This window comes from Hymenobacter sp. BRD67, from assembly GCF_013256425.1.
Lineage (GTDB): Bacteria > Bacteroidota > Bacteroidia > Cytophagales > Hymenobacteraceae > Hymenobacter.
On sequence record NZ_CP053907.1, the window covers coordinates 34,635 to 56,562 of the forward strand.

Consider the following 21,928-nt stretch of genomic DNA (forward strand, 5'->3'; position numbering starts at 1 on the left):
CAATGGAACCGCTCGCTAAACCCAACGGCATCACGCTGGCTGACCACACGCGCCACGTGCGCGACGAAGCGGCGCGGATACTGGCCGCCCGCCCATTTCTGGCGGTCAAGTACGGCATTCAGACCGGCAACAACTTGCTGACGCTGGCCGATGCCTGCGCCCGCTGGCACGATGCCGGGAAGCAGCATCTGCGCTGGCAGCAGGCGTGCCGGCTTGATTTCGAAGCCTACCAGCGCACCGGCAGAGTAGCGGGCCTTCATCTACGCAAGGCCAAAGTGCGCCACGAGTTTGACTCGCTGGTACGCTTGCGCAAAGCCCCTGATGCTGCTTGGTTGCCACCAGAAGCTGAGGTAGCCATTGCCGCCCATCATGGCAAGCTAGGCACCCGCTACCAGGACCGTTGGAAGGATGACCCGACATTTTCGCCGTTTAAGCAACGGCTTTGGAAGTTGAGCGGTTCGGTGCGACCCGACATAGGGGTCGGCGAGAGCCTCTATGTCACGTTTGAGCGGGCTATTAAGTGGCGCTACCGTTACGGGGGACTGCGGGCAGTGCTGCGCCTGGCTGACCGTCGGCTAGCGCCCGCGAAGAACACACTGACAAAAACACGGCGGCCGTGCCAGTATTGGGGCCTTTTCGCTACCAGTTTCCTTCGGGATGGAATAGGAGAGGTGTGCAGCAACTTATTCCGCAATTATGGGATGAGCCGCTGGCTTTGTTGCGAGCACCTACCGGGGCGGGAAAAACCGATGCGGCGCTGCTGTGGGCACAGCGGCAGATAACGACCGGGCGAGCCGACCGCCTGGTGTGGGCCATGCCGACACGTTTCACAGCCAACGCTTTATACCTGGCCACCACCGAACAACTCAGCAATACGGGTATTTACCACTCCAGTGCCTGGCACCTGGCTCAAAAGCGGGCGGCTGAACAACTGCCGGGGGCTGCCCGCGCCGCCTGGCGGCAGGAATTGGATTACGCCCGCCTGCTGGAAACTGCGGCCACCGTTACAACCATCGACCAGCTTTGCATGGCTTTGACAGCCAGCCGCGAAGACCATCATGCCACTTTCTGGAACCTGGCGCACGCCTGTCTAGTAATCGACGAGGCTGACTTTTACGACGATTTCACGCAGCGCAATCTGGTAGTGCTATTACGGGCATTACGCATCCTGCGCGTACCGGTGTTGCTGATGAGTGCTACGCTTCCCGAGTCGGCCCGCGAGCTGTATAATCTCTCGGGTTCCGCTATTTCCAAAATCTGGGACGACCCCTCCGACTCAACCCGGACGCGCCTGCACCTGCACCGGGCCGGGCGGGCCGAATTTGCGGCCGATGTGGCGGCCATTTTGGAGCGGGGCCTAAAGGGCGAGCCGTTGATAATCTACGCTAATACAGTTGGCCGCGCCCAAGGCTATTGGGACTGGTTTCAGGAGCGCAAAGCAGATAACGTGGTCCTGTATCATTCGCGCTTTACAGAGCCTGACAAGGAGCAAATCGAGCAGAAGTTATTAGCCTTGCTGGGGCCGAAGGCATGGGAACAAGGCAAGCCGTGTGGGGTCGCCATTCTTACTCAGATTGGGGAGTTAAGCGTCAATATCAGCGCCGACCTGATGCTTTCGGACTTGTGCCCGACCGACCGCCTGGCCCAACGAGCCGGCCGCTTATCCCGCTTCAAAAACCGTTTCGATAAGCAGCAAGATGTGGTGGGAGAACTCTATTTGATAGAGCCGGAGAAAACCACCAAAGACGGAGTCAAAAACCACTACCCCGCTCCATATGGCCATTACCGGCAAGGTAAAGGCTGGATTATGAGCGCCGTATTGGAAGAGGCAAACAAGCAATTAGTAGCTGGTGAATATTCCGCGCAAAAGTTTGTGACATTGGTTAATGCCTTGTATCCCAAATTAGCTGACGAGGCTACGGAGGTGCATAATAATCGAGCCGCCCTCGAAGATGCTGCCATAACCAATTGGCTGCTACTACCCCAGGCCCAAACGGAATTGGATGACGATGACACGCACACTTGGAAAAGCCGGGACATCAGCCCGCAAAAAGTGGTGTATGCCAACACGGATTTTTCAGCTCTTGATATGGAAGGTGACCGAACGGACTTTCCCAGTTGGTTCGCTTTTCAGGAATGGGCGTTGCCCCGCGCCATCTCCATCGCCGTGTATGACTTCAAGCGTGCACAGGATGACTCAAAGCTGACAGAGGTACTACTACTTGTAAATGAGGAGCGGGAAAAAATCTGGGTAGTAAAACCGCGTTACTACGATGCGCAGCAAGGCTTGCGATTTGATAAAGCGCCTAGTGATGAGGACGAATAAGACTAAGCCATGAAGCCGCTCACCGCTACCCACGTCAAGTACTACCACCTGTGCCACCGCAAGTTCTGGCTGTTCGACCGCGACGTGTGGATGGAGCATACCTCGGAGGCCGTGGCGGCGGGCGAGCTGCTGCACCAGACGGCCTACCCCCAGCGGGCGGAGCGCTACCGCGAAATCAGCATCGGCGGTAGCAAAATCGACTTCTACGACCCCAGCGCAAGGTGGTGCACGAGATGAAGAAGTCGAACAAGATGGCCGACTCCAACATCGCGCAGGTCAAATACTACCTCTGGCTGCTGGAGCAGCACGGCGTAGAAAACCCTACCGGCATCCTTGAATACCCGAAGCTGCGCCAGACCCAGCCCGTGGACCTCACCGCCGAAGACCGCGCCCGCATTCCGCTGGAGCTCGAAGCCATGAAGGTGCTGCTGGCCGATGACGTGCCCTGTCCCCCGGTCATCGACAAGCCCTTCTGCAAGCAGTGCGCCTACTACGAGTTCTGCTACGTGGCCGAGTAACGAAACCCACAGAGAAGCCCCAATCCACTTAGCCAGCCCGGCGCAGCCGGGCGTATCTGCGAAATCCGTTTAATACGTTTGAATCTGCGGTGAAGAAGACCTTCTACCTGTTTAATCCCGGTCGCCTCTCGCGGCAGGATAATACCCTCAAATACACGGCCTACGACGAGGCCGGGGCCGAGGGCCAGACGCGCTTTCTGCCCATTGAAGACGTGGCCGACCTCTACGTGTTCGGCTCGCTCGATGCCAACTCGGCGCTTTATAATTTCCTGGGCAAGCATGGCGTATCAGTCCATTTCTTCGACTACTACGAGCACTACACGGGCTCGTTCATGGCCAAGGAATACCTGCTGGCCGGCCGCCTGCAAGTAGCCCAGACCGGCCACTACACCAGCCTCAAGAAGCGCCTCGTACTGGCTCGCAAGCTGGTGGAGGGCGCCGCCTTCAACCTGCTCAAAAACCTGCGCTACTACCAAAGCCGGGGCCGGGTGGTGGGCGAGGAAATCGCGCAGATGGAGCTCTATGTGTCGGCCCTACCCCACGCCACGAGCGTGGCTGAAATAATGGGCTACGAGGGCAATATCCGGCAGACGTATTACCGCTGCTTCGAGCAACTGGTGAACGTGCCGGGCTTCACCTTCGGCACCCGCAGCACCCAACCGCCCAGAATGAGCTGAACGCGCTTATTTCCTTCGGTAATATGCTTTGCTACGCGGCCTGCCTGTCGCAGATTTATCACACCCAGCTCAACCCCACCATCTCGTTTTTGCACGAGCCCGGCAGCCGGCGCTTTTCGCTGGCCCTGGATATGGCCGAGATTTTCAAGCCCCTGCTCGTGGACCGCACTATCTTTCGGCTGCTCAATAAAAAAGAGATTCAGCCCCGCGACTTCGTGCGCGAGCTCGACGGCTGTCTGCTCAAGGAGGCCGGCCGCAAAACCTTCGTGCGCGTGTTTGAGGAGCGCCTGAAAGAAACCATCCAGCACCGCCGCCTCAACCGCAGCGTGAGCTACCAGCACCTTATCAAGCTCGAATGCTACAAGCTCACCAAGCACTTGCTCAATATGGAAGAGTATCAACCCTTTAAAGCCTGGTGGTAATGTACGTTATCCTGGTGTATGATATGAAGCAGCAGCGCGTGGGCCGGATGCTGAAGCTGTGCCGCCGCTACCTGCACTGGATTCAGAACTCTGTGTTCGAAGGCGAAATCAGCGAGGTGAAACTGGCTGAACTGCTGGTCAAAGCGCGTACCATTATGAACGAGGACGAAGACAGCGTCATCCTCTTCAAAAGCCGCACCCAGCAGTGGCTGGAAAAGCAGGTCGTGGGCCGCGAGCGCAGCTCGCTGGACACGATTTTGTAGCGCGTCGTCGTCGGTCGGCCTGCCGGGTGGACGAAAGCAAACCCGAACCGCGAGTCAACCCATTAACAAGCTGATTATCAAAGTCGTCTATCTGCGGGGCAAATCGCAGAATTGGTCAGCGACGACTTTTATAAATTTTACGGCATAAAAAAAGTGGCTCTATTGCCCGGAAACCACTATACTTGCAGCTTAATCGGCGGGCTTCAATCGGACCAGGTGGAATTGAAATATTCTTTCAACGAGGACGATAGCCACGTCCATACGAGCTTCAATCGGACCAGGTGGAATTGAAATTTATTCGAGGCCAACGTATACGACTCGCTGGCGCTAGCTTCAATCGGACCAGGTGGAATTGAAATACTCGCTCGAAGAGCGCATGCAGGCCGCGGCAGCCCTGCTTCAATCGGACCAGGTGGAATTGAAATTTTTCTTTCCAAGTGTTGTCAATAGCGCTACCCACGGCTTCAATCGGACCAGGTGGAATTGAAATGATAACCGCTTGCCTGCTTTCGCGCCGCTCGGATTGCTTCAATCGGACCAGGTGGAATTGAAATCAGTTAAGCGCGGTCGGGTTGCGCGACTTGCTTGCCGCTTCAATCGGACCAGGTGGAATTGAAATAGCAGATAGCGTAGCCATAGCCTACCTCCCGGCCGGGCTTCAATCGGACCAGGTGGAATTGAAATTATTTGGGAGAATCTTCCATGCTGTGAACAGGGGGGCTTCAATCGGACCAGGTGGAATTGAAATCGAATTCCTGCAACGCCGCGCCCGCAAGGCTCTGCGGCTTCAATCGGACCAGGTGGAATTGAAATGTGTAACACCTGGGCACTGTGGGCATCGTTAGCAACGCTTCAATCGGACCAGGTGGAATTGAAATTACCTTTCACACCATGCACCTGCAGGCGGTTGGTAAAGCTTCAATCGGACCAGGTGGAATTGAAATCAATATTCGCACGACGCAGACCTATTACAGTCGCTTGCTTCAATCGGACCAGGTGGAATTGAAATTAGTTTCGCTGCGGGTTTCGTTCTCATACCACGAGGCTTCAATCGGACCAGGTGGAATTGAAATAGCGTTACCTGCGGGAGTTGGGAATTGACAGCCTCGGCTTCAATCGGACCAGGTGGAATTGAAATTTATGTAGTGAATATCCAGCGCCACCGCTACTGCCGCTTCAATCGGACCAGGTGGAATTGAAATTTGAGGGTACCGGGTTAACAGGTTTGACTTGCCCATGCTTCAATCGGACCAGGTGGAATTGAAATTTTGCAGTGGGAAATGGACTTCCGCTTCGTGCGCGAGCTTCAATCGGACCAGGTGGAATTGAAATACACGCTGGCCACCCGGCTGCGGGAGAAAGCTCACCTGCTTCAATCGGACCAGGTGGAATTGAAATAAGAAAAAGGCTTATTCGCCAAGTTCAAAAACTGGGCTTCAATCGGACCAGGTGGAATTGAAATAGGAAACCGAGTGGCATAAGTGGCCTAGAAAAGACGGCTTCAATCGGACCAGGTGGAATTGAAATATATAAGTGCTGATTATATTTTGTCGGGCATCGGCCCGCTTCAATCGGACCAGGTGGAATTGAAATGCAGTGGGTTGAAGAGGGCTACCTGCTCACGACGCCGCTTCAATCGGACCAGGTGGAATTGAAATGTGGTGGCGGCTGACGCGAAAGCTGCCATCGGGGCGGCTTCAATCGGACCAGGTGGAATTGAAATTCGTACACCACGATATACTCGTGTTGGCCGCTGGGGCTTCAATCGGACCAGGTGGAATTGAAATCCGGTACTGCTGCGCTCGGATGGGCTCAACAGCAGCGCTTCAATCGGACCAGGTGGAATTGAAATTTCCCGGCTCCGACCAGCCCGATTGACAACGACACCGCTTCAATCGGACCAGGTGGAATTGAAATCTGAGCCTGTACGTGAACCGCCGCAGCACCGATATGGGCTTCAATCGGACCAGGTGGAATTGAAATGTGCGCTTCTATAACCTCGACAACGGTACTTATACGGCTTCAATCGGACCAGGTGGAATTGAAATTACTATCCTTTCTGCCTTCGTGTACGCCGTGATTGGGCTTCAATCGGACCAGGTGGAATTGAAATGCGCTGGACTTCGGGCATTACGGACTGGAAGGCCGGCTTCAATCGGACCAGGTGGAATTGAAATACCTGTACTGGCTGCCGGCCGTGGGCCTGATGGCGCGCTTCAATCGGACCAGGTGGAATTGAAATCGCCACGCGCTGGGCCGGCGACTCGCTCACGGCCTGCTTCAATCGGACCAGGTGGAATTGAAATGAGAACGACCCGGTAAGCGAGGTATACGACGCCCTGGCGCACGCTTCAATCGGACCAGGTGGAATTGAAATTAGGGCAGCAGCACGCAACGCTCGGCTCTGGGAAAGCTTCAATCGGACCAGGTGGAATTGAAATACTGCTTCTTGTTTGCCTGCTGGACGGGCCTGGCGTGCTTCAATCGGACCAGGTGGAATTGAAATATGTTCCCGAATTTATCACCGTCGACGTGGCGGATGGCTTCAATCGGACCAGGTGGAATTGAAATTGGCCTTTCTGCTCTTCTACTGCAATACGCGCCGCAGCTTCAATCGGACCAGGTGGAATTGAAATATTGCAATACCCCGAATACGCCCGCCTGCTGTTTGCAGCTTCAATCGGACCAGGTGGAATTGAAATGCCCGCCGCACGACCACAAGTTCCCGCTGGTCTCGAGCTTCAATCGGACCAGGTGGAATTGAAATTTTTCTTATTGATGAACAGTTGCATGAGTACTGATGCTTCAATCGGACCAGGTGGAATTGAAATATGGCAGCCCCTGTTTACACCATGTCGATTGTAAGCGGCTTCAATCGGACCAGGTGGAATTGAAATACTGGCGGAAAGACCCAGGCGTGCAGGCCCTGAACCGCTTCAATCGGACCAGGTGGAATTGAAATGGGCGAATAAGCCCAGCGCCGCCCAGCGGGCTCTGCGCTTCAATCGGACCAGGTGGAATTGAAATTAGGGCAGCAGCACGCAACGCTCGGCTCTGGGAAAGAGCTTCAATCGGACCAGGTGGAATTGAAATCGGCGTGGGCCAGGAAGCCTACGCCGGCAAGGTCATGCTTCAATCGGACCAGGTGGAATTGAAATACGAGCGGGTGTAGGGATTGACCAGCATTTCCACGCGCTTCAATCGGACCAGGTGGAATTGAAATACCATATCTAGCAAGCGCGGCTATCAGGTGCTTTGGCTTCAATCGGACCAGGTGGAATTGAAATAGGCTGATGTTCTCGCGCATGATGCTCAGCACCGAGCTTCAATCGGACCAGGTGGAATTGAAATACTAGCTGCCCTTGCCGGAGTGCCCACGATTTCCTCGCTTCAATCGGACCAGGTGGAATTGAAATAAGAGGTTACGCGCGAGTGCCAAGAGATTCCCGACTGCTTCAATCGGACCAGGTGGAATTGAAATTCAGTTCGCAGCAATGGTACGCCACAAGGGTCGATGCTTCAATCGGACCAGGTGGAATTGAAATGCTCGCCGCCGCAGAAGCGCAGGCCGCCGCGATGGCGCTTCAATCGGACCAGGTGGAATTGAAATTTTGCAAAGCGGCTTCTGGCTGCTGCCTCTTTTTAGGCTTCAATCGGACCAGGTGGAATTGAAATCAGCCTGAACCGCTGCGGCACTCCTTCACTCCCACTGCTTCAATCGGACCAGGTGGAATTGAAATTGGTTGAGGGAGTCAATAGCCAGGCATCTGACCACGGCTTCAATCGGACCAGGTGGAATTGAAATCAAGTTGGAGCGCGACATGAACCACTTGCGCGATGATGGCTTCAATCGGACCAGGTGGAATTGAAATGCAGCATAGTTGCGCGGGGTAGGCTTGGCTTCCGCTAGCTTCAATCGGACCAGGTGGAATTGAAATCTAAAATGCCCGAAACCATGAAGCGCATCCTTTTCAGCTTCAATCGGACCAGGTGGAATTGAAATAAGCCGCCGGCCACGCCGCTGAAGCCCGCGCCAATGGCTTCAATCGGACCAGGTGGAATTGAAATTTGCTCGGTGGCAATAGGTCTATTGGCTGGTTTGGGCTTCAATCGGACCAGGTGGAATTGAAATGCAAGCCAAAGGGTTATCGCAGCAGGCCCTTGCGGAAGCTTCAATCGGACCAGGTGGAATTGAAATAAGGCTTCTGCCTCACGCACGTTCTGCCCGGCGCGGAGCTTCAATCGGACCAGGTGGAATTGAAATGTGTACGCCCACTTTCACACCCCCGCCCATGCGTAGGCTTCAATCGGACCAGGTGGAATTGAAATCTTTCTACACTCGCTCCAGTCCGCGCCGGCGGCTGCGCTTCAATCGGACCAGGTGGAATTGAAATCTATCAAGGAGGCCACGGCAGTGATTAACAAGGCGCGCTTCAATCGGACCAGGTGGAATTGAAATTGTGCTGTTCGCTGACGGTACCACGCAAGGAATCGGGCTTCAATCGGACCAGGTGGAATTGAAATTACCATGCCTCTGTATGCTCCAGCTCAGCGCGGTTGAGCTTCAATCGGACCAGGTGGAATTGAAATTCTTATCCTCCCGAAACACGACACGGGTCGGCTGCAGCTTCAATCGGACCAGGTGGAATTGAAATGCTTCCAATGGTATTTGCCCACGGCCGCGATTAGCTGCTTCAATCGGACCAGGTGGAATTGAAATACTGGACTACTGAGAAGGGCCTGCGCCAGATGGTACGGCTTCAATCGGACCAGGTGGAATTGAAATAAGATAGAGGCAGCCAATAACAGACCGCAGCCAATGGCTTCAATCGGACCAGGTGGAATTGAAATAACGCAATGGCGGCATTGCCGGCCGCGTTCAAGTGGGCTTCAATCGGACCAGGTGGAATTGAAATGGTAGAGGTACTGATTCGTCTCAGCAAAGACCGCACGGCTTCAATCGGACCAGGTGGAATTGAAATGTGTGTGGTGACGGAAGTTGAGGAGGACGCAGCTGCTTCAATCGGACCAGGTGGAATTGAAATTGTAATCGTACGTGCCAGTACCAGGCGTTCCGCCTTGCTTCAATCGGACCAGGTGGAATTGAAATTCGTATTGACCAGGTAATTCGTTTTGGCGGGGTCCAGGCTTCAATCGGACCAGGTGGAATTGAAATTGGACTTCCTCGGCACGGGCAACCGCGACGACCTGGGGCTTCAATCGGACCAGGTGGAATTGAAATACGCACTGCTCATACGGTGGCCTCCTGCTTTTTGCCGCTTCAATCGGACCAGGTGGAATTGAAATGTAGACTGCTTTAGGGTAGCGCACTGGCGCACCACGAGCTTCAATCGGACCAGGTGGAATTGAAATTCGAAAACCTGGGTGCCACTTTCGAGCGTGAGCGACCGCTTCAATCGGACCAGGTGGAATTGAAATAGGGGTGCAGGTGGTCAGGATAGTCGTCAGTATGGAAGCTTCAATCGGACCAGGTGGAATTGAAATTAGCCGGTGGCACAATGGGCGCGATTACCGGGGCCGTAGGGCTTCAATCGGACCAGGTGGAATTGAAATGCCGAAGTGGCGACGGGCGTGCGCCTGCTCACCCGCGCTTCAATCGGACCAGGTGGAATTGAAATAGCCTATTTCTTGCTCTAAGGCACGGATTTCGTCTATGGCTTCAATCGGACCAGGTGGAATTGAAATCGCCCACGGCCGCCAACGAAAAGCCAGCCGCTTTGGCTTCAATCGGACCAGGTGGAATTGAAATTACCTACATCAAGCAGGGCATCCTCAGCGTGCGGGCGCTTCAATCGGACCAGGTGGAATTGAAATCATGTTGTGCGAGCTGGCCCCAAAAGTTGGTTAGCAGGCTTCAATCGGACCAGGTGGAATTGAAATTGGTAAAGCCCCCGCGCAGGTGCTCGTACCGGATGCTGGCTTCAATCGGACCAGGTGGAATTGAAATCCGAGTAGGGCAGGCGCAGTACATCGGCCGAAAGCGGCTTCAATCGGACCAGGTGGAATTGAAATTTTCGGAGTGCGCACGGCTGCGCACTCCATCTACAGCTTCAATCGGACCAGGTGGAATTGAAATGGGGCAGCAGGTCAGTTAGGGCCTTTTCCACTTCGCGCTTCAATCGGACCAGGTGGAATTGAAATTTTTCAGGTAAGCGCAGGCAGGCACCCCCCAAATTCCGCTTCAATCGGACCAGGTGGAATTGAAATCCACGGCACCACCACGCTCTACAAGGCTCGCGTCAAGCTTCAATCGGACCAGGTGGAATTGAAATGCAAAACGTCGGGCACGTTGGGCAAGGCGACCCCACGGCTTCAATCGGACCAGGTGGAATTGAAATCGAATTGTAATGCGTTTGAAAGTCCCTTGTACGCTTCCCTTTTTGATTAGCCTGCTGTCACGAGAGACAACTACAAATTGCAATTATCTTATCGCTGCGCTCGTCGTTGCAGCAACCTCTGCACCGACATAGGAAAGAACAATTGCCCCCGTCGAGTGCGGTAACCCCGTTGTTGAGTTCTTGGGCAATCTGCTGCAACTTATGCCCTGGGAATGTAGCAGCCCCGCCAGCCGTGCTGCCTGCTGGTTCTGCTGATTGGTACGGGCATTCTCCTGCCGAACATTCAAGCTCTTCGCGATGGCTGCCGGGGTCATGTTAGCCGGTGTACCTAGCACCGCACCCCGCGCCTTCTTAGCGGCAAGAGCGTCTATAGTCCGTTTGGAAATCATCTCTCGCTCGTGCTGCGCAATTACCGCAAATAGCCCTACCGTCAAAGTATTGGCATCGGGCATGTCGCAACACACGAAATTGACGCCCGAGTCGCGCAGCGCAAAGATGAAGCCCGCATTCCTTGATAGCCTATCCAACTTGGCAATCAGTAACGTCGCCCCCACCGCCCGAGCCGCGTCAATGGCCGCCAACAGTTGGGTCCGCTGATTCTTCTTGCCACTCTCCACCTCGACAAACTCCCCAAGAGCTGAGCCGGGTCCGCGACGAAGGCCACCACTGCCGCCCGCTGGGCTTCGAGCCCGAGTCCGGATTGGCCTTGGCGGGCGGTGCTCACCCGGTAGTAGGGGACGTAGAAAGGGGCGAGTGGAAGCATAAAAAGCGGGATTGGTACAAAAGTACCCGGATTTAGGGTGTTATAACATTTATTAAACGACCGTTTATAGCCTGTGAAATTAGGCCAACCGAGGGTACTTTTGTCTAAACTCCCCTAATTCGTGAAATCCTACGTCGCTTATCTCCGCGTCTCCACCCAGAAGCAGGGCCAGTCCGGCCTCGGCCTAGAAGCGCAGCGGGCAGCCGTGGGCGCCTTTACCCAGGCGGCCCACCTGGTGGGGGAATTTGTCGAAGTCGAATCTGGTAAGCAAAACCAGCGCCCCCAGCTGGCGGCCGCCATGGTCCTAGCCAAAGCGAAGGGTGCGACGTTGCTGATTGCCAAGCTGGACAGATTAAGCCGGAACGCGGGCTTCATCTTCCAGCTTCGCGATGCGGGGGTAGATTTTGTCTGCTGCGACATGCCCGATGCCAATACGCTTACCGTGGGCATCTTCGCCGTGCTTGCCCAACACGAGCGCGAACTCATCTCCCAGCGGACTAAGGCGGCGCTGGCCGCTAAGCAAGCGCAGGGGGCGGTGCTCGGCACGCCGGCCAACCTGACGCCGGCGGCTACCCAGAAAGGGCGGGACCGTAATCAGGCGAATGCGCGCGCCAACGAACATAACGAGCGGGCGGCGGCTCATATTTTACTGCTGCGCGAGAAGGGATTTAACTATTCCCAGATTGCGGCGAAGCTGAACCAGTTGCGCTTTGTCACCCGCACGGGCAAGGTCTTTCGCGCCGAACAAGTCAAGCGCTTGTTGCTGCGCGCCACCGCTTAGCCGCAGCCGAGCCATTAGGCGGCCCCTTGCCCGTGACCCGCCTCGTACGCCACCGAGGCGTGCTTTTGCCGGCCACTGCACTACTAGCAGGTTGGTCACTCGTTCAACAACAGCGCCACCGCTAGCAAACCAGCTGGCGGTGGGTATCGTAGCTACCGGGGAGCCCACCCCTTATACGGCTATAAGATGTTACTAACGGTACTATTGCCGGGCTTGTCCTGGTGCTGCACAAACGCCCCGGGTTGGGCCTGCTGTTGCTGGTGCTCCAGCTAACGCTGGTGGGCTGGCTCATCGGGGTGCCGGTCGCGGCGCGGCATCTGCGGCTGGAACGGCGCCGCCAACGGCGCAGTGGGCAATGGCTGGGGACTACTACCCAGGCGCAGCGCTGGCTGTACTGAGCCCGCGCCCCCGTAAGTAGGGCGGCGTTTCCACTTGGTGGGCGAAGGAGGCGAAGGAAGGCAGCGTGACCGCCGCCCCAGCGCAGACCGCCGGCGGCGCGCACGTCGCGTGGCACGGGGCCTGGACTGCGCGTTCAACGCGCGCCAGCCCGAGCCGGAAGCTAGTCGGGTGGGCTAGTGGCGCAGTCAGGAAAGGACGGTATATTTGGGTAGAAGGACAATAACTGGCCGGGTGGCTGGTTTACGAAAAGCGCTGACTCGTAGGGGCAGCGTTTTTTGGTTAGGTGGCGCCGGCACCAGCGCGCGGCGGGAGGATGTTCTGGCAGAATGGTTGGCAACTAATTGGCTGGCAGATAACTTCTTGTCACTAGGCCCTGCTACTGTATCACGTAAACCACTTGGTTTTGCTGATACAGTTTTCAGGATTTCACATCTGCAAAAAAGTAGTCGTAGCCGCCCTGCAAAAGCAGAAAATCGGGGTTACCCTTTAGTTGATACAGTTTGGCCAGTTTTTGATTGACGTAGTCCTTGTCGAAGTGCTCCGGTTGGTAGGTCCAGAACCAGGTCGGTACGTCGTCCTCTCGGATATCCTCACCGGCTAGTACGTGGTCATGAGCTTCGTAGGCCCAGCTGAACTGGTCAAGCGTGCGCTGGTCGTAGCCACCGGGGCCGCCGACTTCTTCCGGTGGGCAGGCGCGGCGGCCACTCACGCAAACCGGAATGACCGACACCACCGCTGAGGGGAATACTTTCTCGACCCGTACCTGGTGCTGCCAATAGTCGCCAAAATCGTAGGTGTAGGTGAACTTGTCGTTGACCTGCCACGCAAAATCGCCCAGGTGGACACGCCGGGCATCATCGGCATACCAAGTGCCGCCGGCGTAGCTTAGGCCGTAGTCCTTGCCCCAGAGATGAAAGCAGTGCAGGTGCCAGTTCTCCCAGCCCATCACCACTTGGAAAATATGGTGCAGCTCGGCCAGGGTGGGGTTGCGTTAGTAACTGGACAAAGAATTACGGTAAGGGCCTCAGCGGCCGCAGGCCATTGACCAGCACGTCGGCGGGCAGTTGGAAGGAATAGCGGCCCAGGCGGTTCAAGTGGGCAAAACGCGCTGGCGAGAGCTGGGCCAGATGCTCCGGGAGCGCTGGCAGCCCCGCTGCTTGCTGACGTTGTAGGGCCAGCTGGGCGTAGACCGTGTTCCAGACGACGACCACGTTGGTGACTACGTTGAGGCAGCGCACGACTTCCTGCTGGGCCTCTTCCTGTTTTTGGCGCAGCACCCCGTCGCCCCCAAACCAGAGCCAGCTGCGTAGCGCGTGCAGCTGCTCGCCTTTGTTGAGTTGGGCGTGGATGCGCCGGCGCAGGGCCTGCGAGTGCAGGTAGCGCAGGATGAAGGCCGTTTTGACCAGCCGCCCGTATTCCTGCAGCAGGTGGGTGAGGTGGTGCTGGCGGGGATAGGCCTGTAACTTGCTGATGAGCAGCGAGGCGCTCACCCAGCCCGTTTTCAGCGAGCCCGCCACGCGCAAGAGCTCGTCCCAGTGCTGGCGCACGTACGCGGGATTGAAATGAGCGGTAAAGTTGAGCGAAGGGTAGCTCAACTCGCGGCCCTTGATGCGGCAGAGGCGCTGGTTGGCCAGGTCGCGCAGGCGGGGCGAGAATTGCAGGCCCAGCAAATCGAAGAGGGCAAACACGATGTCGGTGTAGCCGTGCGTGTCGGTGGTGTGCTCGAGCAGGGGTAGTTCCGTCTCGTTACCCAGCACTTCGTCGAGCACATAAGTGGCATCACGCGTGGTGGAGGAGATGGCCCGGCTGCCGAACTGGGCGTACTGGTCGGCCGTGTGGGTGTAAAAGGTCAGGCCCTGCCCGTAGCCAAAGTAGCGGGGGAGGGCGCGGGCGTTACGAATCTTGCCGCTGACGGGGAAGCGCTGGCCGTCAGAGGAGGAGAGCGTGCCCCCGCCCCAGTGCCGGGCCAGCCACTGGTGGTGCTGGTGGTTGACCAGACGGGTGGTGGCGCGTTTGAGCGTGTCCTCGCGCAAGTAGTTGGCCGCCACCCAGCACAGGGACTGGTAGTCGAGGCCCGTGCTCTGGGCCATCTCGCGCAGGGAGATGTGGCAGGCATTGGCCAGCAGGGCCGCGTAGAGCAGGGCCTGGTGCTCCGGGGCGCGGGGCGTGGTTTGGTCAAGGCCGGTTAACTCGGCCGAGAAGCCCGTCCACTGGTCGACTTCCACCAGCACTTCTGTTAGCTCCGCCCGTGGCAGCGAAGCGGTCAGTAGCGCCCGCAGCTGCTCAACTTCGGGGCTGAGTTCCTCCGCCGCAGCGGGGTCACAACCAGTTCACCCTCCTCGTCAAGGCGGATGTCCTGGCCCTGAGCAAGTAAGCTTTCCAGCAGGGGCAGCTGTGCTTCAACTTCCTGCAAGCGCTCGTCCAGGCGATGGGCGCTCCCGAGCTGCGTCAGCAAGTCCGGCCGCTGGCGGGCCCATTCGGTGGGGGAGAGTAAATAGGTGTCGAGCGACGCGTATTTGCGGGACGCATTGATGACCACGTCGCCGGCCCGCAGCCGCTCGCGCAGCGTGGCCAACACGCACAAGCCGTAGCGCACCCGCTGGGCGCGACCGTCTTGGTCGAAGACAAACGCCCGCCAGCTGGTGGGGATAAAGCCCGTCGCGGCCGTCTCGGGCAGCTTACGGCGCTGGCCCGTGTGCAGCTCGTTGATGAGGGTAAGCGCTTGGGCGAAGTCGTCGCCCGCAAACGCCTGCTCAAACGCTACCTGCTGTAAGAGGCTGCCCAGCAGCATATTCAGGCGGGCGGCCACGGGCAGCAGATAGTCCAGGTATGAGTGACGGGCCGGGCGGGCGAAGTCCGCCACGGCGGTGAGCGCGGCTTGCAGCTGCTCGCGCGGCACCTGGGCGTAAATCTGTTCCCGCAACGCCTCGTTCGGCACGTGCTCCTCGTCCATCACCAGGCCGACGGCCTGCCCGAGCGTGCGCAGGGCCTGGTCTTTGGCCGGGCGTGCGCCAGCTGGTCATCCTGCAGCGCCCGGCGGGCGCGGGCCACGGCGTGCTCCCAGTGTTCGTCCACCATTTTGAGCACCACATCTGTCAAGTCGCGGTAGGCCTCGCGGCACGCGGCCACCAGCAGCGGATGGCGCTTGGCCGGCGCGAAGCGCTGGAGCACTTGGTTGGTTTTGTTGCGGGCGGTGTGGGCCAGCCGCTTCTGGCGGTTGGGGTGCAGGTCGTCCGCTTGCCAACCTGGCACGCCGAGCTGGTCGAGGTACGCCAGCTTACCCAGCGTCTGCTGAATGCTGGTCGCCGAGCTGCTGGTCGGGGGTTGGTGCAACCAGGTATGCCGGCACAGACCCAGCGCGGGGTCGACCACCAGCAGCGCATCGAGTTGGGTCACGACTTCGGGGTAAGCAGCACGAGGAGCCGACGGTAGGTCTCGGCCTGGGCCCGTTCGGCCAGGGCCCCGACCAGCCGCTCCAGCTCCACGATGCCGGGCCGCAGGATGCCGTGCTGGCGCAGGTGGCCCAAGGCCAGGGTGAGCAGCAGGCGCTCGTTGTCGTGCTCCAGGGCTCGTTCGACCAGCCACGCTTCGAGCCACGGCGCGTCCAGCACGGGCTGCCAGCGGCGTACCTGCAAATGGCCCAGCAATACGCGCAGGTGCTCGGTCAGAGTTGCTTCGCGCTCGCCGTAGACCTGGAACAGCGCCGGGTCGAGCGCCAGTTGCCGGGCCACGAACTGCACCAGGCTATCGGGCACCTGCCGGTACCACTCTGGCGGCAGGTACCCCAGCAGCCGCAGTACGCCCAGCTGCACGGCGAAGCCGAGGCGGTTACTGCCCCGGCGCTGCTGCGCGACCAGTTGCTGGTCGGTGGGGGTGAGCCAGCAGCTGGCCTGCAGGTCTTCCTCGCGCAGGTCGGCGGGCAGGGTTTGGTAGCGCTGGCGCTCCAGAGCGGTGAGAAAGTCGGCGGGCATGGGCAGGAGGGAGTGGTAAACAAACGCCCCTTTTCCGGTACCACCCCGACGCCTGAAAAAGCAGGTGCCTAATCCAGTAAATGGCGGTACCCGAAACTGGTTTCCGCAATCAAGATACCGTAAATTCGCATTTCGCCTCTTTCCGGTACCAGTTATCCCTTTTCACCATGAAGAAACTCGGCTACGCCCGCGTCAGCACCCAGGAGCAGGTGCTCGACCTGCAACTCGACGCCCTGCGCCAGGCCGGCTGCGACGATGTATACACCGATACCGTCTCCGGCATACAGGCCCACAAACCGAACTGGGAAAAACTGCTGGCCTACGCCCGCACCGGCGACACCGTCGTTATCTGGCGGCTCGACCGGCTGGGCCGCTCCACCAAGCACCTGATTGAGGTGGTCGAGGACCTGAGTCGCCGCGGGCTGCACCTGATTTCCTTGCAGGACCCCATCGATACGACCTCGCCGGGTGGCCAGCTCGTGTTCCAGATTTTCTGCGCCCTGGCTGAGCACGAGCGCAATGTGCTGGTGCAGCGCACCCGCGCCGGGCTCCAGGCGGCGCGCGCCCGGGGCCGCCAGGGCGGCCGGCCCCGGGCCTGGCCCCGCGCTACCAGAAAGTGGCCCCCGCCGTCAAGGAACTCTACGAGGCCGGCCAGCAGTCCACCCGCCAACTCATGGACTACTTCCAGATTGGCTCCCGCCGCACCCTCTACAAAATCCTGCGCTTCGCCGGCTGCCAGATTAACGAGAAAGCCATGGTGCCTACTGCAAAAGCAGTCGACAAGGCCTTACCGTAATTCTTTGTCCAGTTACTAACGCAACCCCTAATACACTTTTAGCAAGACCTCCGCGGTTTTGCCTGCGGCGGATGAGGTGGTTCGCGCCCGTGGGCGCCTGGCCTGGCCCCGCTACTATAAAGCCGCCTCCGCCGTCAAAGAACTTTACGAGGTTGACCACCAGCCTCCGCCAGTTCATGAGTTACTTCCAGATTGGCTCCCGCCGTACCCTCTATAAAATCCTGCGCTTCGCCGGCCGTCAGATTGCTGCAAAGCCAGCGGTTGTTACCTCATAACTACCGCCTAGGGCGTAAGCGCAGTTGGGAAACGGCGTAGTAGTCTATAGCCTACCTTGACGGCCGTCGCTGATGGTCGTATTGCTGGTTTAAGCCTACGATCACGCGGGCAGTTACATCGTTAGCTGAGTCGGCATAGACAATATTGCCGCTCTCTGTAGCGCCTAAGATAAACGTGTAATGGTGTTGCGCGCCGAATTGCTTCAGATACGCATTAACCTCCTGAATAAGCTGCTGGTCAGCGGCCTCTCCCGCTTGGCGGACCCGCTGCTGTAGCAGTTCCCGGTAGTGCCCTACCTGGGTAGTCTGTTGAGCCGGTGGCAGTTGCTGCTGGTGGAGCGCGGACGTGAGAGAATCTAGGCTACGTTGCCAGCGCAGGGCCTGCTGCTCAATCACCTGGCGATGAGTAGCCGTTCCGTGGTACTGCTGCATTACTTTCTTGGCATTAATGTACCCGATGACGGGAGTAGGTGAGGTAGGCTGACAGGCAGTCAGCAGTGCTAGGCCAAGCAAGAGCACTCGGGCGGAGAAATTAAAAAGAATACGCAAGGAAATTAAAAAAGCAGACAAATTCATTACCTGTGTTCGAACACTGCCCGGTTTCCCTTCTGCCTTAATTACTAATCAGATAGCTAAAGCATTACTGAGCAGAAGAAAAGGAGTGTAGACTACGTGCAGGGGGTATCAGTGCTAAGCGAATCTCGTTGGCCATGCCGGGGTTTTACTTGCACGCGGGCACCGATTGCCAGCTGCCAATAATATAAGGACCATCGGTCACGCAGCTATGGTTGGCATCCTGATAGCAGGTGTGGTCGGAATAGAGGTAGTAGTAAACCCCCATGTGCTTATTCGTGTTAGAGTCCAAATAGCAATAGTACAACGTACGCACAGGGTCTTCGCATACCCCGTACTACTATTATAGCGTCCCATGTAAGATGAGCAGGCCGGCGGGGGGCAAGCACTGGCCGACGGGGTAACGGCATCCGTGCGAACTTGCCCATAGGAGGGGCTAGCGGAATTCACGTCCTGGGATTTGCGCACTAAGTTGCCAGTATTATTGCCATAGCTATCTACTTCGCAGCTGGTACCCAGGTCTAGCCAGTTTGGCGTGGGCATCTGGGCGTAATTATAGGAACTCTCCTTAATTACCCGCTCGGCCTGGGCAGTACTCGCGCCGGGAGTTACTACTTCCCGGGCGACCTTGATAACCTTGCCCGCCCCATCGTAATAATAGTGGGTGAAAAAGTTGTCATTATCTAGGCTATAGGTGAGCTGACGGGTAGTCGGGTCGTAGACGCTGGTCTGCAGCGGCGCATCCAAGGGTCGGAAACGGAAGTCATCCACATACACATTGTTGCTGCCCGTATTTTTGCACCCAATGGTCAACAGTTGGCCATCCATATTGGCCTGCACCGGCACATCCAGTTGGAGTAGGTACCAGTTGCCGGCACGCTTTGTATTCTCGTCGTCGACGCCGACTTGCCGATAAATATTGCCGTTTAAGGCTGCGTACAGGTAGGTGCCATTGTTGGAACTACTGGCCACGTCACTGTTATAGACCCACACATTGGCGCGGTACGTGCGATTCAGGCGCAGGTCACTAGCGTTGCCGATGCGCGCTTTATAGGTCATGCCCACGGGCTGGCGGGGGTGAGCAGGCAGCTGTACTGCCCCGTATGTGCCTGGTCCGTAGTCTGCTGGCCTCCATCACGCCGCACTTCCCCGCCGAACTGGCCCGCGCTGGTTCCCGTAGCTACCTGGTCTTCGGCTCCAGAATAGGCAAACTCGGTATAGCGAGCGTTGCCAGCCGCTGCCGTGACTAAACTTTGGTCATAGCCGGCCTTCTGCGCTGCGTACTGGCCATTCACGTCCTTGGACTCCAAGGGCCGCGAATAGTGGTCGTAGAGCGTAACCTCTCCCGCGTTGAGCCAGTTGCTGGCCTGTGTGGCGGTTGGCTGCCAGTTGTAGTCTACAAAATTGGCGAACGTGCCGTCTGCATTCAGGTGCGGGGACTGCCAGATGAACGTGCGGTGCTGGCGCCAAACAGGCTGGCTGGTGCTCGCCTCGGGCCATAGGCGTCGCTCGCGGCATCGTAGCGCCGGTAGCTGGTGGGCCAGGAGTTGTTCCAGGTCTGAATGCCTGCCCCCAGCACCGTCGGCGCAGATGTGCCATTATCCTTATAGGTGTAGGTAGCCGCAATCTGCGTTAGCATGTGCTGATTACCCGGTGACAGGTTTTGCGGTCCCATGCCCGGGTAGAGCGTATAAGCCGGTACCTGCCGACTGCGGTAGGCGTCACCAAGGGAGTTGCGAAGCGAGGTTTCCAGCAGGCTGCCGCTCAAAAAGTCGTACCGTCCATTAGTAGTTGTTGCCGATATGTTGTTCGAAGTCGTGGTCATGCTCTGCATGACCGTGGGGAGGTAGCGCTTGGTTGTCCAGTTCAGGTTATAATAGGCGTCCGTTGGTTTCGTATTGTCCACGCCTAAAAACTCAGAAGTAAGTACGCTTTCTACAAACACGGCTTGATTGGCCACGTTGTCCACGTTAGATAGGGTATTCCCATAAGTGAAGGTGGTAGTAAACTCAGGCGTGCCGCGTTTATTCAGCTTTCGGATACTTTTAACTTGTCCCAACAAGCCAATGTCGACAGTCACCGCGTTTTTTGTTTGAACAAGGCCGATTGAGCCACTGGCACTTAGAAAAGGATAATAGTTGGTGCCATTATTTTTGACAACACTGGTTGCTGTGACCATGTTAGTCTTGGCCGTGTAAAAAGTATATTCCTCCTGGCTGTCGATATCGTCGGGCGTGGTAAAGTTCCCATGCACTACAGTTGTTCTACCGTACATCACGGGCGTAGTCGGATAGTCGAAATCGGTATCGATATTGCTGAAGTTTAGCGGATTAAGCTTTTCTGGCTCCTTCGATAAAACGCCGCTGCTATTGCTGGCGTCCGGAAAATCAGTGGTGTAGCGGTAGCGCGTAACGTAGGTTTTGCCCGCCTCATCCTGAGCACTCACGGCCGCCACCCGGATATTGCCCCCATTCCGATTATAGGGAATGCTGACGCTGGATAGCAATGCCAGTCGGTTTGGGTAGCCGTATAGGACTGGTCCTGATAAGCGTAAGCACTACCGTCAAATTCTGGCATGGGTAGGGCCCCGGTCAGCGTGATGGAGTTAGGTGTCACGCTGGCGATTTGATAATCATCGCTGATGTCCTTATCTGCGCCGCCCGATGCATAGCCCGTAATGCCACTATTATCATAGAGCGTTATATCATAGGAAGCTGATGAGATGCCCGATAAGTGCACTTTATCACCTGCCTTATAGAGCATGGTCAAATCAAACGAGTTATCTCCCACAAGCACCCGTTAGAAGTCATCTGAGAAGTGAATTGCCCTTGGTCTACCATGGAATAGCTGCCATTGTAGAACTCGGATACGCTGGCATACTGATCCCGCTCGTAGGCAATAGTGGTTATTGCGCCCAGCGGGTTCGTGATTTTGTTTAGCGACCAGGCGGCACCATCCTGGGAGGCCGTCGCAAAATCGGCGGCCGGGCGCAGCTGACCAGTGGAGGAATACATGCCAAAGGCATCGACCTTAGCTGGGTCGTAAGCCGGGTTAAAGCCGTAGTCGAACCGGAAGTCGGGAATCAGTTTTACGTTGTTCGCCCCGTACGTGGCGATGCTTTCCAGCGTCAGCTTGCCCAGGCGGCCCGTCGCATCGTAGCTCGTACCCAGTGTCGGCGGCGCGGTAGCGCTGGCAAAGGAATTCGGCGTACCGGGGCAGAGCCGGTAGCTGTAGTTGAAGACCACGCGCTTGAGCGCCTTCTGGTTTAGCATTTGCCGGGTAGCGCTGTTGGCCGCCACGTCGAACTGGTCCAGGACGGCCGCGTAGGTGTCCATCCCCCCTAGGGAGTTATCGTTGGTATTGGCGTTGTTGCTCGCATTCACCCCAAAGCCAGTAGCGGTTTGGATACTGGCTAGGTCCTGGTTGCTGAGCACGATGACCTCGTCCAGACGTAGGCTGGAGGAAGGCGTGCTCTCGTCAATGCCTAGGTTGGACGGATTATTCCCGTAGCTGCCACGGCCGTCCCGGCGCGGGCTTTTAAGAAACAACGCGGTGTGGGAGCGGGTGTGGATGGAATTGAGGTAGTACGTTTCCTTGGCTCCTTCCTGCACGGTGCGCGCCTGCCCGGTGGGGGTAGTATAGCCGGCCGGAATGATGTCGCTCAGCTCCACGCCCACGTAGGGCTGCCGCCACTTGTACTGCTGCGAAAACTTGCCGTAGCTAAACGTCACCCAGGCGCCGAGGTCCTGGTCATCCACGCAGCCCAGCGTGCCCTGGTCCACGTAGTCCGGGCCCGTGATGGCCG

18 protein-coding genes, 2 pseudogenes and 1 CRISPR repeat array are annotated in these 21,928 nt (G+C 57.4%); of the genes and pseudogenes, 8 read left to right on the forward strand and 12 right to left on the reverse strand.

Annotation, left to right across the window (positions count from 1 at the left end; genetic code table 11):
- Positions 1-2 precede the first annotated feature (2 nt).
- The 5 genes and pseudogenes from GKZ67_RS22035 to cas2 all read left to right on the forward strand — a co-directional run bounded on the left by GKZ67_RS22035 (position 3) and on the right by cas2 (position 4,206).
- Positions 3-782 carry a hypothetical protein gene (locus GKZ67_RS22035; protein WP_173247837.1) on the forward strand — a complete coding sequence of 260 codons (780 nt, stop codon included), beginning with the start codon at positions 3-5 and terminating at the stop codon, positions 780-782.
- A complete protein-coding gene (cas3, locus tag GKZ67_RS22040; protein ID WP_173247839.1) occupies positions 716-2,326 on the forward strand; it encodes a CRISPR-associated helicase Cas3' in 1,611 nt (536 codons plus the stop codon). The genes GKZ67_RS22035 and cas3 overlap by 67 nt, the downstream gene beginning before the upstream one ends.
- A 9-nt stretch (positions 2,327-2,335) precedes the next feature.
- A pseudogene (gene cas4, locus GKZ67_RS22045) lies at positions 2,336-2,844 on the forward strand (CRISPR-associated protein Cas4).
- Positions 2,845-2,933: 89 nt separating this feature from the next.
- Positions 2,934-3,943: pseudogene (gene cas1b / locus GKZ67_RS22050) on the forward strand (type I-B CRISPR-associated endonuclease Cas1b).
- Positions 3,943-4,206, forward strand: coding sequence for a CRISPR-associated endonuclease Cas2 (gene cas2 / locus GKZ67_RS22055; RefSeq protein ID WP_173247841.1), 264 nt, complete (start codon positions 3,943-3,945; stop codon positions 4,204-4,206). The pseudogene cas1b and the gene cas2 overlap by 1 nt, the downstream one beginning before the upstream one ends.
- Positions 4,207-4,406: 200 nt before the next feature.
- Positions 4,407-10,565: direct repeats of the CRISPR family, unit length 29 nt; unit sequence GCTTCAATCGGACCAGGTGGAATTGAAAT.
- 83 nt (positions 10,566-10,648) lie between these two features.
- On the opposite strand, the gene GKZ67_RS24885 is transcribed toward cas2, so the two are convergent.
- Positions 10,649-11,182: a recombinase family protein gene (locus GKZ67_RS24885; protein WP_317172332.1), complete on the reverse strand. Its 534-nt coding sequence runs from the start codon at positions 11,180-11,182 to the stop codon at positions 10,649-10,651.
- A gap of 267 nt (positions 11,183-11,449) precedes the next feature.
- Between GKZ67_RS24885 and GKZ67_RS22065 the strand changes: the two genes are divergently transcribed.
- Together GKZ67_RS22065 and GKZ67_RS22070 are read left to right on the forward strand one after the other, a co-directional pair.
- Positions 11,450-12,109 (forward strand): recombinase family protein, encoded by a 660-nt coding sequence (locus tag GKZ67_RS22065; protein ID WP_173247843.1) that lies wholly within the window; start codon positions 11,450-11,452, stop codon positions 12,107-12,109.
- Positions 12,110-12,330: 221 nt separating this feature from the next.
- Positions 12,331-12,507, forward strand: coding sequence for a hypothetical protein (locus tag GKZ67_RS22070; protein ID WP_173247845.1), 177 nt, complete (start codon positions 12,331-12,333; stop codon positions 12,505-12,507).
- Positions 12,508-12,926: 419 nt separating this feature from the next.
- On the opposite strand, the gene GKZ67_RS22075 is transcribed toward GKZ67_RS22070, so the two are convergent.
- The 5 genes from GKZ67_RS22075 to GKZ67_RS22095 are packed head-to-tail and all read right to left on the reverse strand — an operon-like array spanning position 12,927 to position 16,479.
- Positions 12,927-13,487: a plasmid pRiA4b ORF-3 family protein gene (locus tag GKZ67_RS22075; RefSeq protein WP_317172334.1), complete on the reverse strand. Its 561-nt coding sequence runs from the start codon at positions 13,485-13,487 to the stop codon at positions 12,927-12,929.
- 31 nt (positions 13,488-13,518) lie between these two features.
- Positions 13,519-14,733, reverse strand: coding sequence for a Tn3 family transposase (locus tag GKZ67_RS22080; RefSeq protein WP_173247849.1), 1,215 nt, complete (start codon positions 14,731-14,733; stop codon positions 13,519-13,521).
- Between the two features lie 38 nt (positions 14,734-14,771).
- Positions 14,772-15,464: a hypothetical protein gene (locus GKZ67_RS22085; protein ID WP_173247852.1), complete on the reverse strand. Its 693-nt coding sequence runs from the start codon at positions 15,462-15,464 to the stop codon at positions 14,772-14,774.
- Positions 15,461-15,904, reverse strand: a complete 444-nt coding sequence (locus tag GKZ67_RS22090) for a hypothetical protein (protein WP_173247854.1) — start codon at positions 15,902-15,904, stop codon at positions 15,461-15,463. The genes GKZ67_RS22085 and GKZ67_RS22090 overlap by 4 nt, the downstream gene beginning before the upstream one ends.
- On the reverse strand, positions 15,901-16,479 hold the full coding sequence (locus tag GKZ67_RS22095; RefSeq protein ID WP_173247101.1) for a DUF4158 domain-containing protein: 579 nt from the start codon (positions 16,477-16,479) through the stop codon (positions 15,901-15,903). Before GKZ67_RS22095 ends, GKZ67_RS22090 begins: the two co-directional genes overlap by 4 nt.
- A gap of 167 nt (positions 16,480-16,646) precedes the next feature.
- Here GKZ67_RS22095 and GKZ67_RS22100 point away from each other — a divergent pair, with 167 nt between their 5' ends.
- Positions 16,647-17,294 carry a recombinase family protein gene (locus tag GKZ67_RS22100; protein ID WP_173247623.1) on the forward strand — a complete coding sequence of 216 codons (648 nt, stop codon included), beginning with the start codon at positions 16,647-16,649 and terminating at the stop codon, positions 17,292-17,294.
- A 307-nt stretch (positions 17,295-17,601) separates the two neighbouring features.
- Here the strand turns inward: GKZ67_RS22100 and GKZ67_RS22105 are convergent, their stop codons facing one another.
- From GKZ67_RS22105 to GKZ67_RS22130, 6 genes are all read right to left on the reverse strand, one after another.
- The gene (locus GKZ67_RS22105) at positions 17,602-18,063 is read right to left on the reverse strand and encodes an OmpH family outer membrane protein (RefSeq protein ID WP_173247858.1); all 462 of its coding nucleotides are present in this window, start codon (positions 18,061-18,063) and stop codon (positions 17,602-17,604) included.
- 261 nt (positions 18,064-18,324) lie between these two features.
- On the reverse strand, positions 18,325-19,188 hold the full coding sequence (locus tag GKZ67_RS22110; protein ID WP_173247861.1) for a hypothetical protein: 864 nt from the start codon (positions 19,186-19,188) through the stop codon (positions 18,325-18,327).
- Complete coding sequence (locus GKZ67_RS22115; protein WP_173247864.1) at positions 19,179-19,433, reverse strand: hypothetical protein; 255 nt, start codon at positions 19,431-19,433, stop codon at positions 19,179-19,181. Before GKZ67_RS22115 ends, GKZ67_RS22110 begins: the two co-directional genes overlap by 10 nt.
- Positions 19,434-19,549: 116 nt before the next feature.
- Positions 19,550-20,569 (reverse strand): hypothetical protein, encoded by a 1,020-nt coding sequence (locus GKZ67_RS22120; RefSeq protein WP_173247867.1) that lies wholly within the window; start codon positions 20,567-20,569, stop codon positions 19,550-19,552.
- Positions 20,566-20,892, reverse strand: coding sequence for a hypothetical protein (locus GKZ67_RS22125; protein ID WP_173247870.1), 327 nt, complete (start codon positions 20,890-20,892; stop codon positions 20,566-20,568). The genes GKZ67_RS22120 and GKZ67_RS22125 overlap by 4 nt, the downstream gene beginning before the upstream one ends.
- Positions 20,889-21,905: a hypothetical protein gene (locus GKZ67_RS22130; protein WP_173247873.1), complete on the reverse strand. Its 1,017-nt coding sequence runs from the start codon at positions 21,903-21,905 to the stop codon at positions 20,889-20,891. Before GKZ67_RS22130 ends, GKZ67_RS22125 begins: the two co-directional genes overlap by 4 nt.
- Positions 21,906-21,928 lie beyond the last annotated feature (23 nt).

What these genes read in the sequence shown, in the direction of transcription:
- GKZ67_RS22035 (WP_173247837.1), top strand. Translation starts at nt 3, where the DNA reads ATGGAACCGCTCGCTAAACCCAACGGCATCACGCTGGCTGACCACACG.
- cas2 (WP_173247841.1), top strand. Translation starts at nt 3,943, where the DNA reads ATGTACGTTATCCTGGTGTATGATATGAAGCAGCAGCGCGTGGGCCGG.
- GKZ67_RS22095 (WP_173247101.1), bottom strand. Translation starts at nt 16,479, where the DNA reads ATGCCCGCCGACTTTCTCACCGCTCTGGAGCGCCAGCGCTACCAAACC.
- GKZ67_RS22100 (WP_173247623.1), top strand. Translation starts at nt 16,647, where the DNA reads ATGAAGAAACTCGGCTACGCCCGCGTCAGCACCCAGGAGCAGGTGCTC.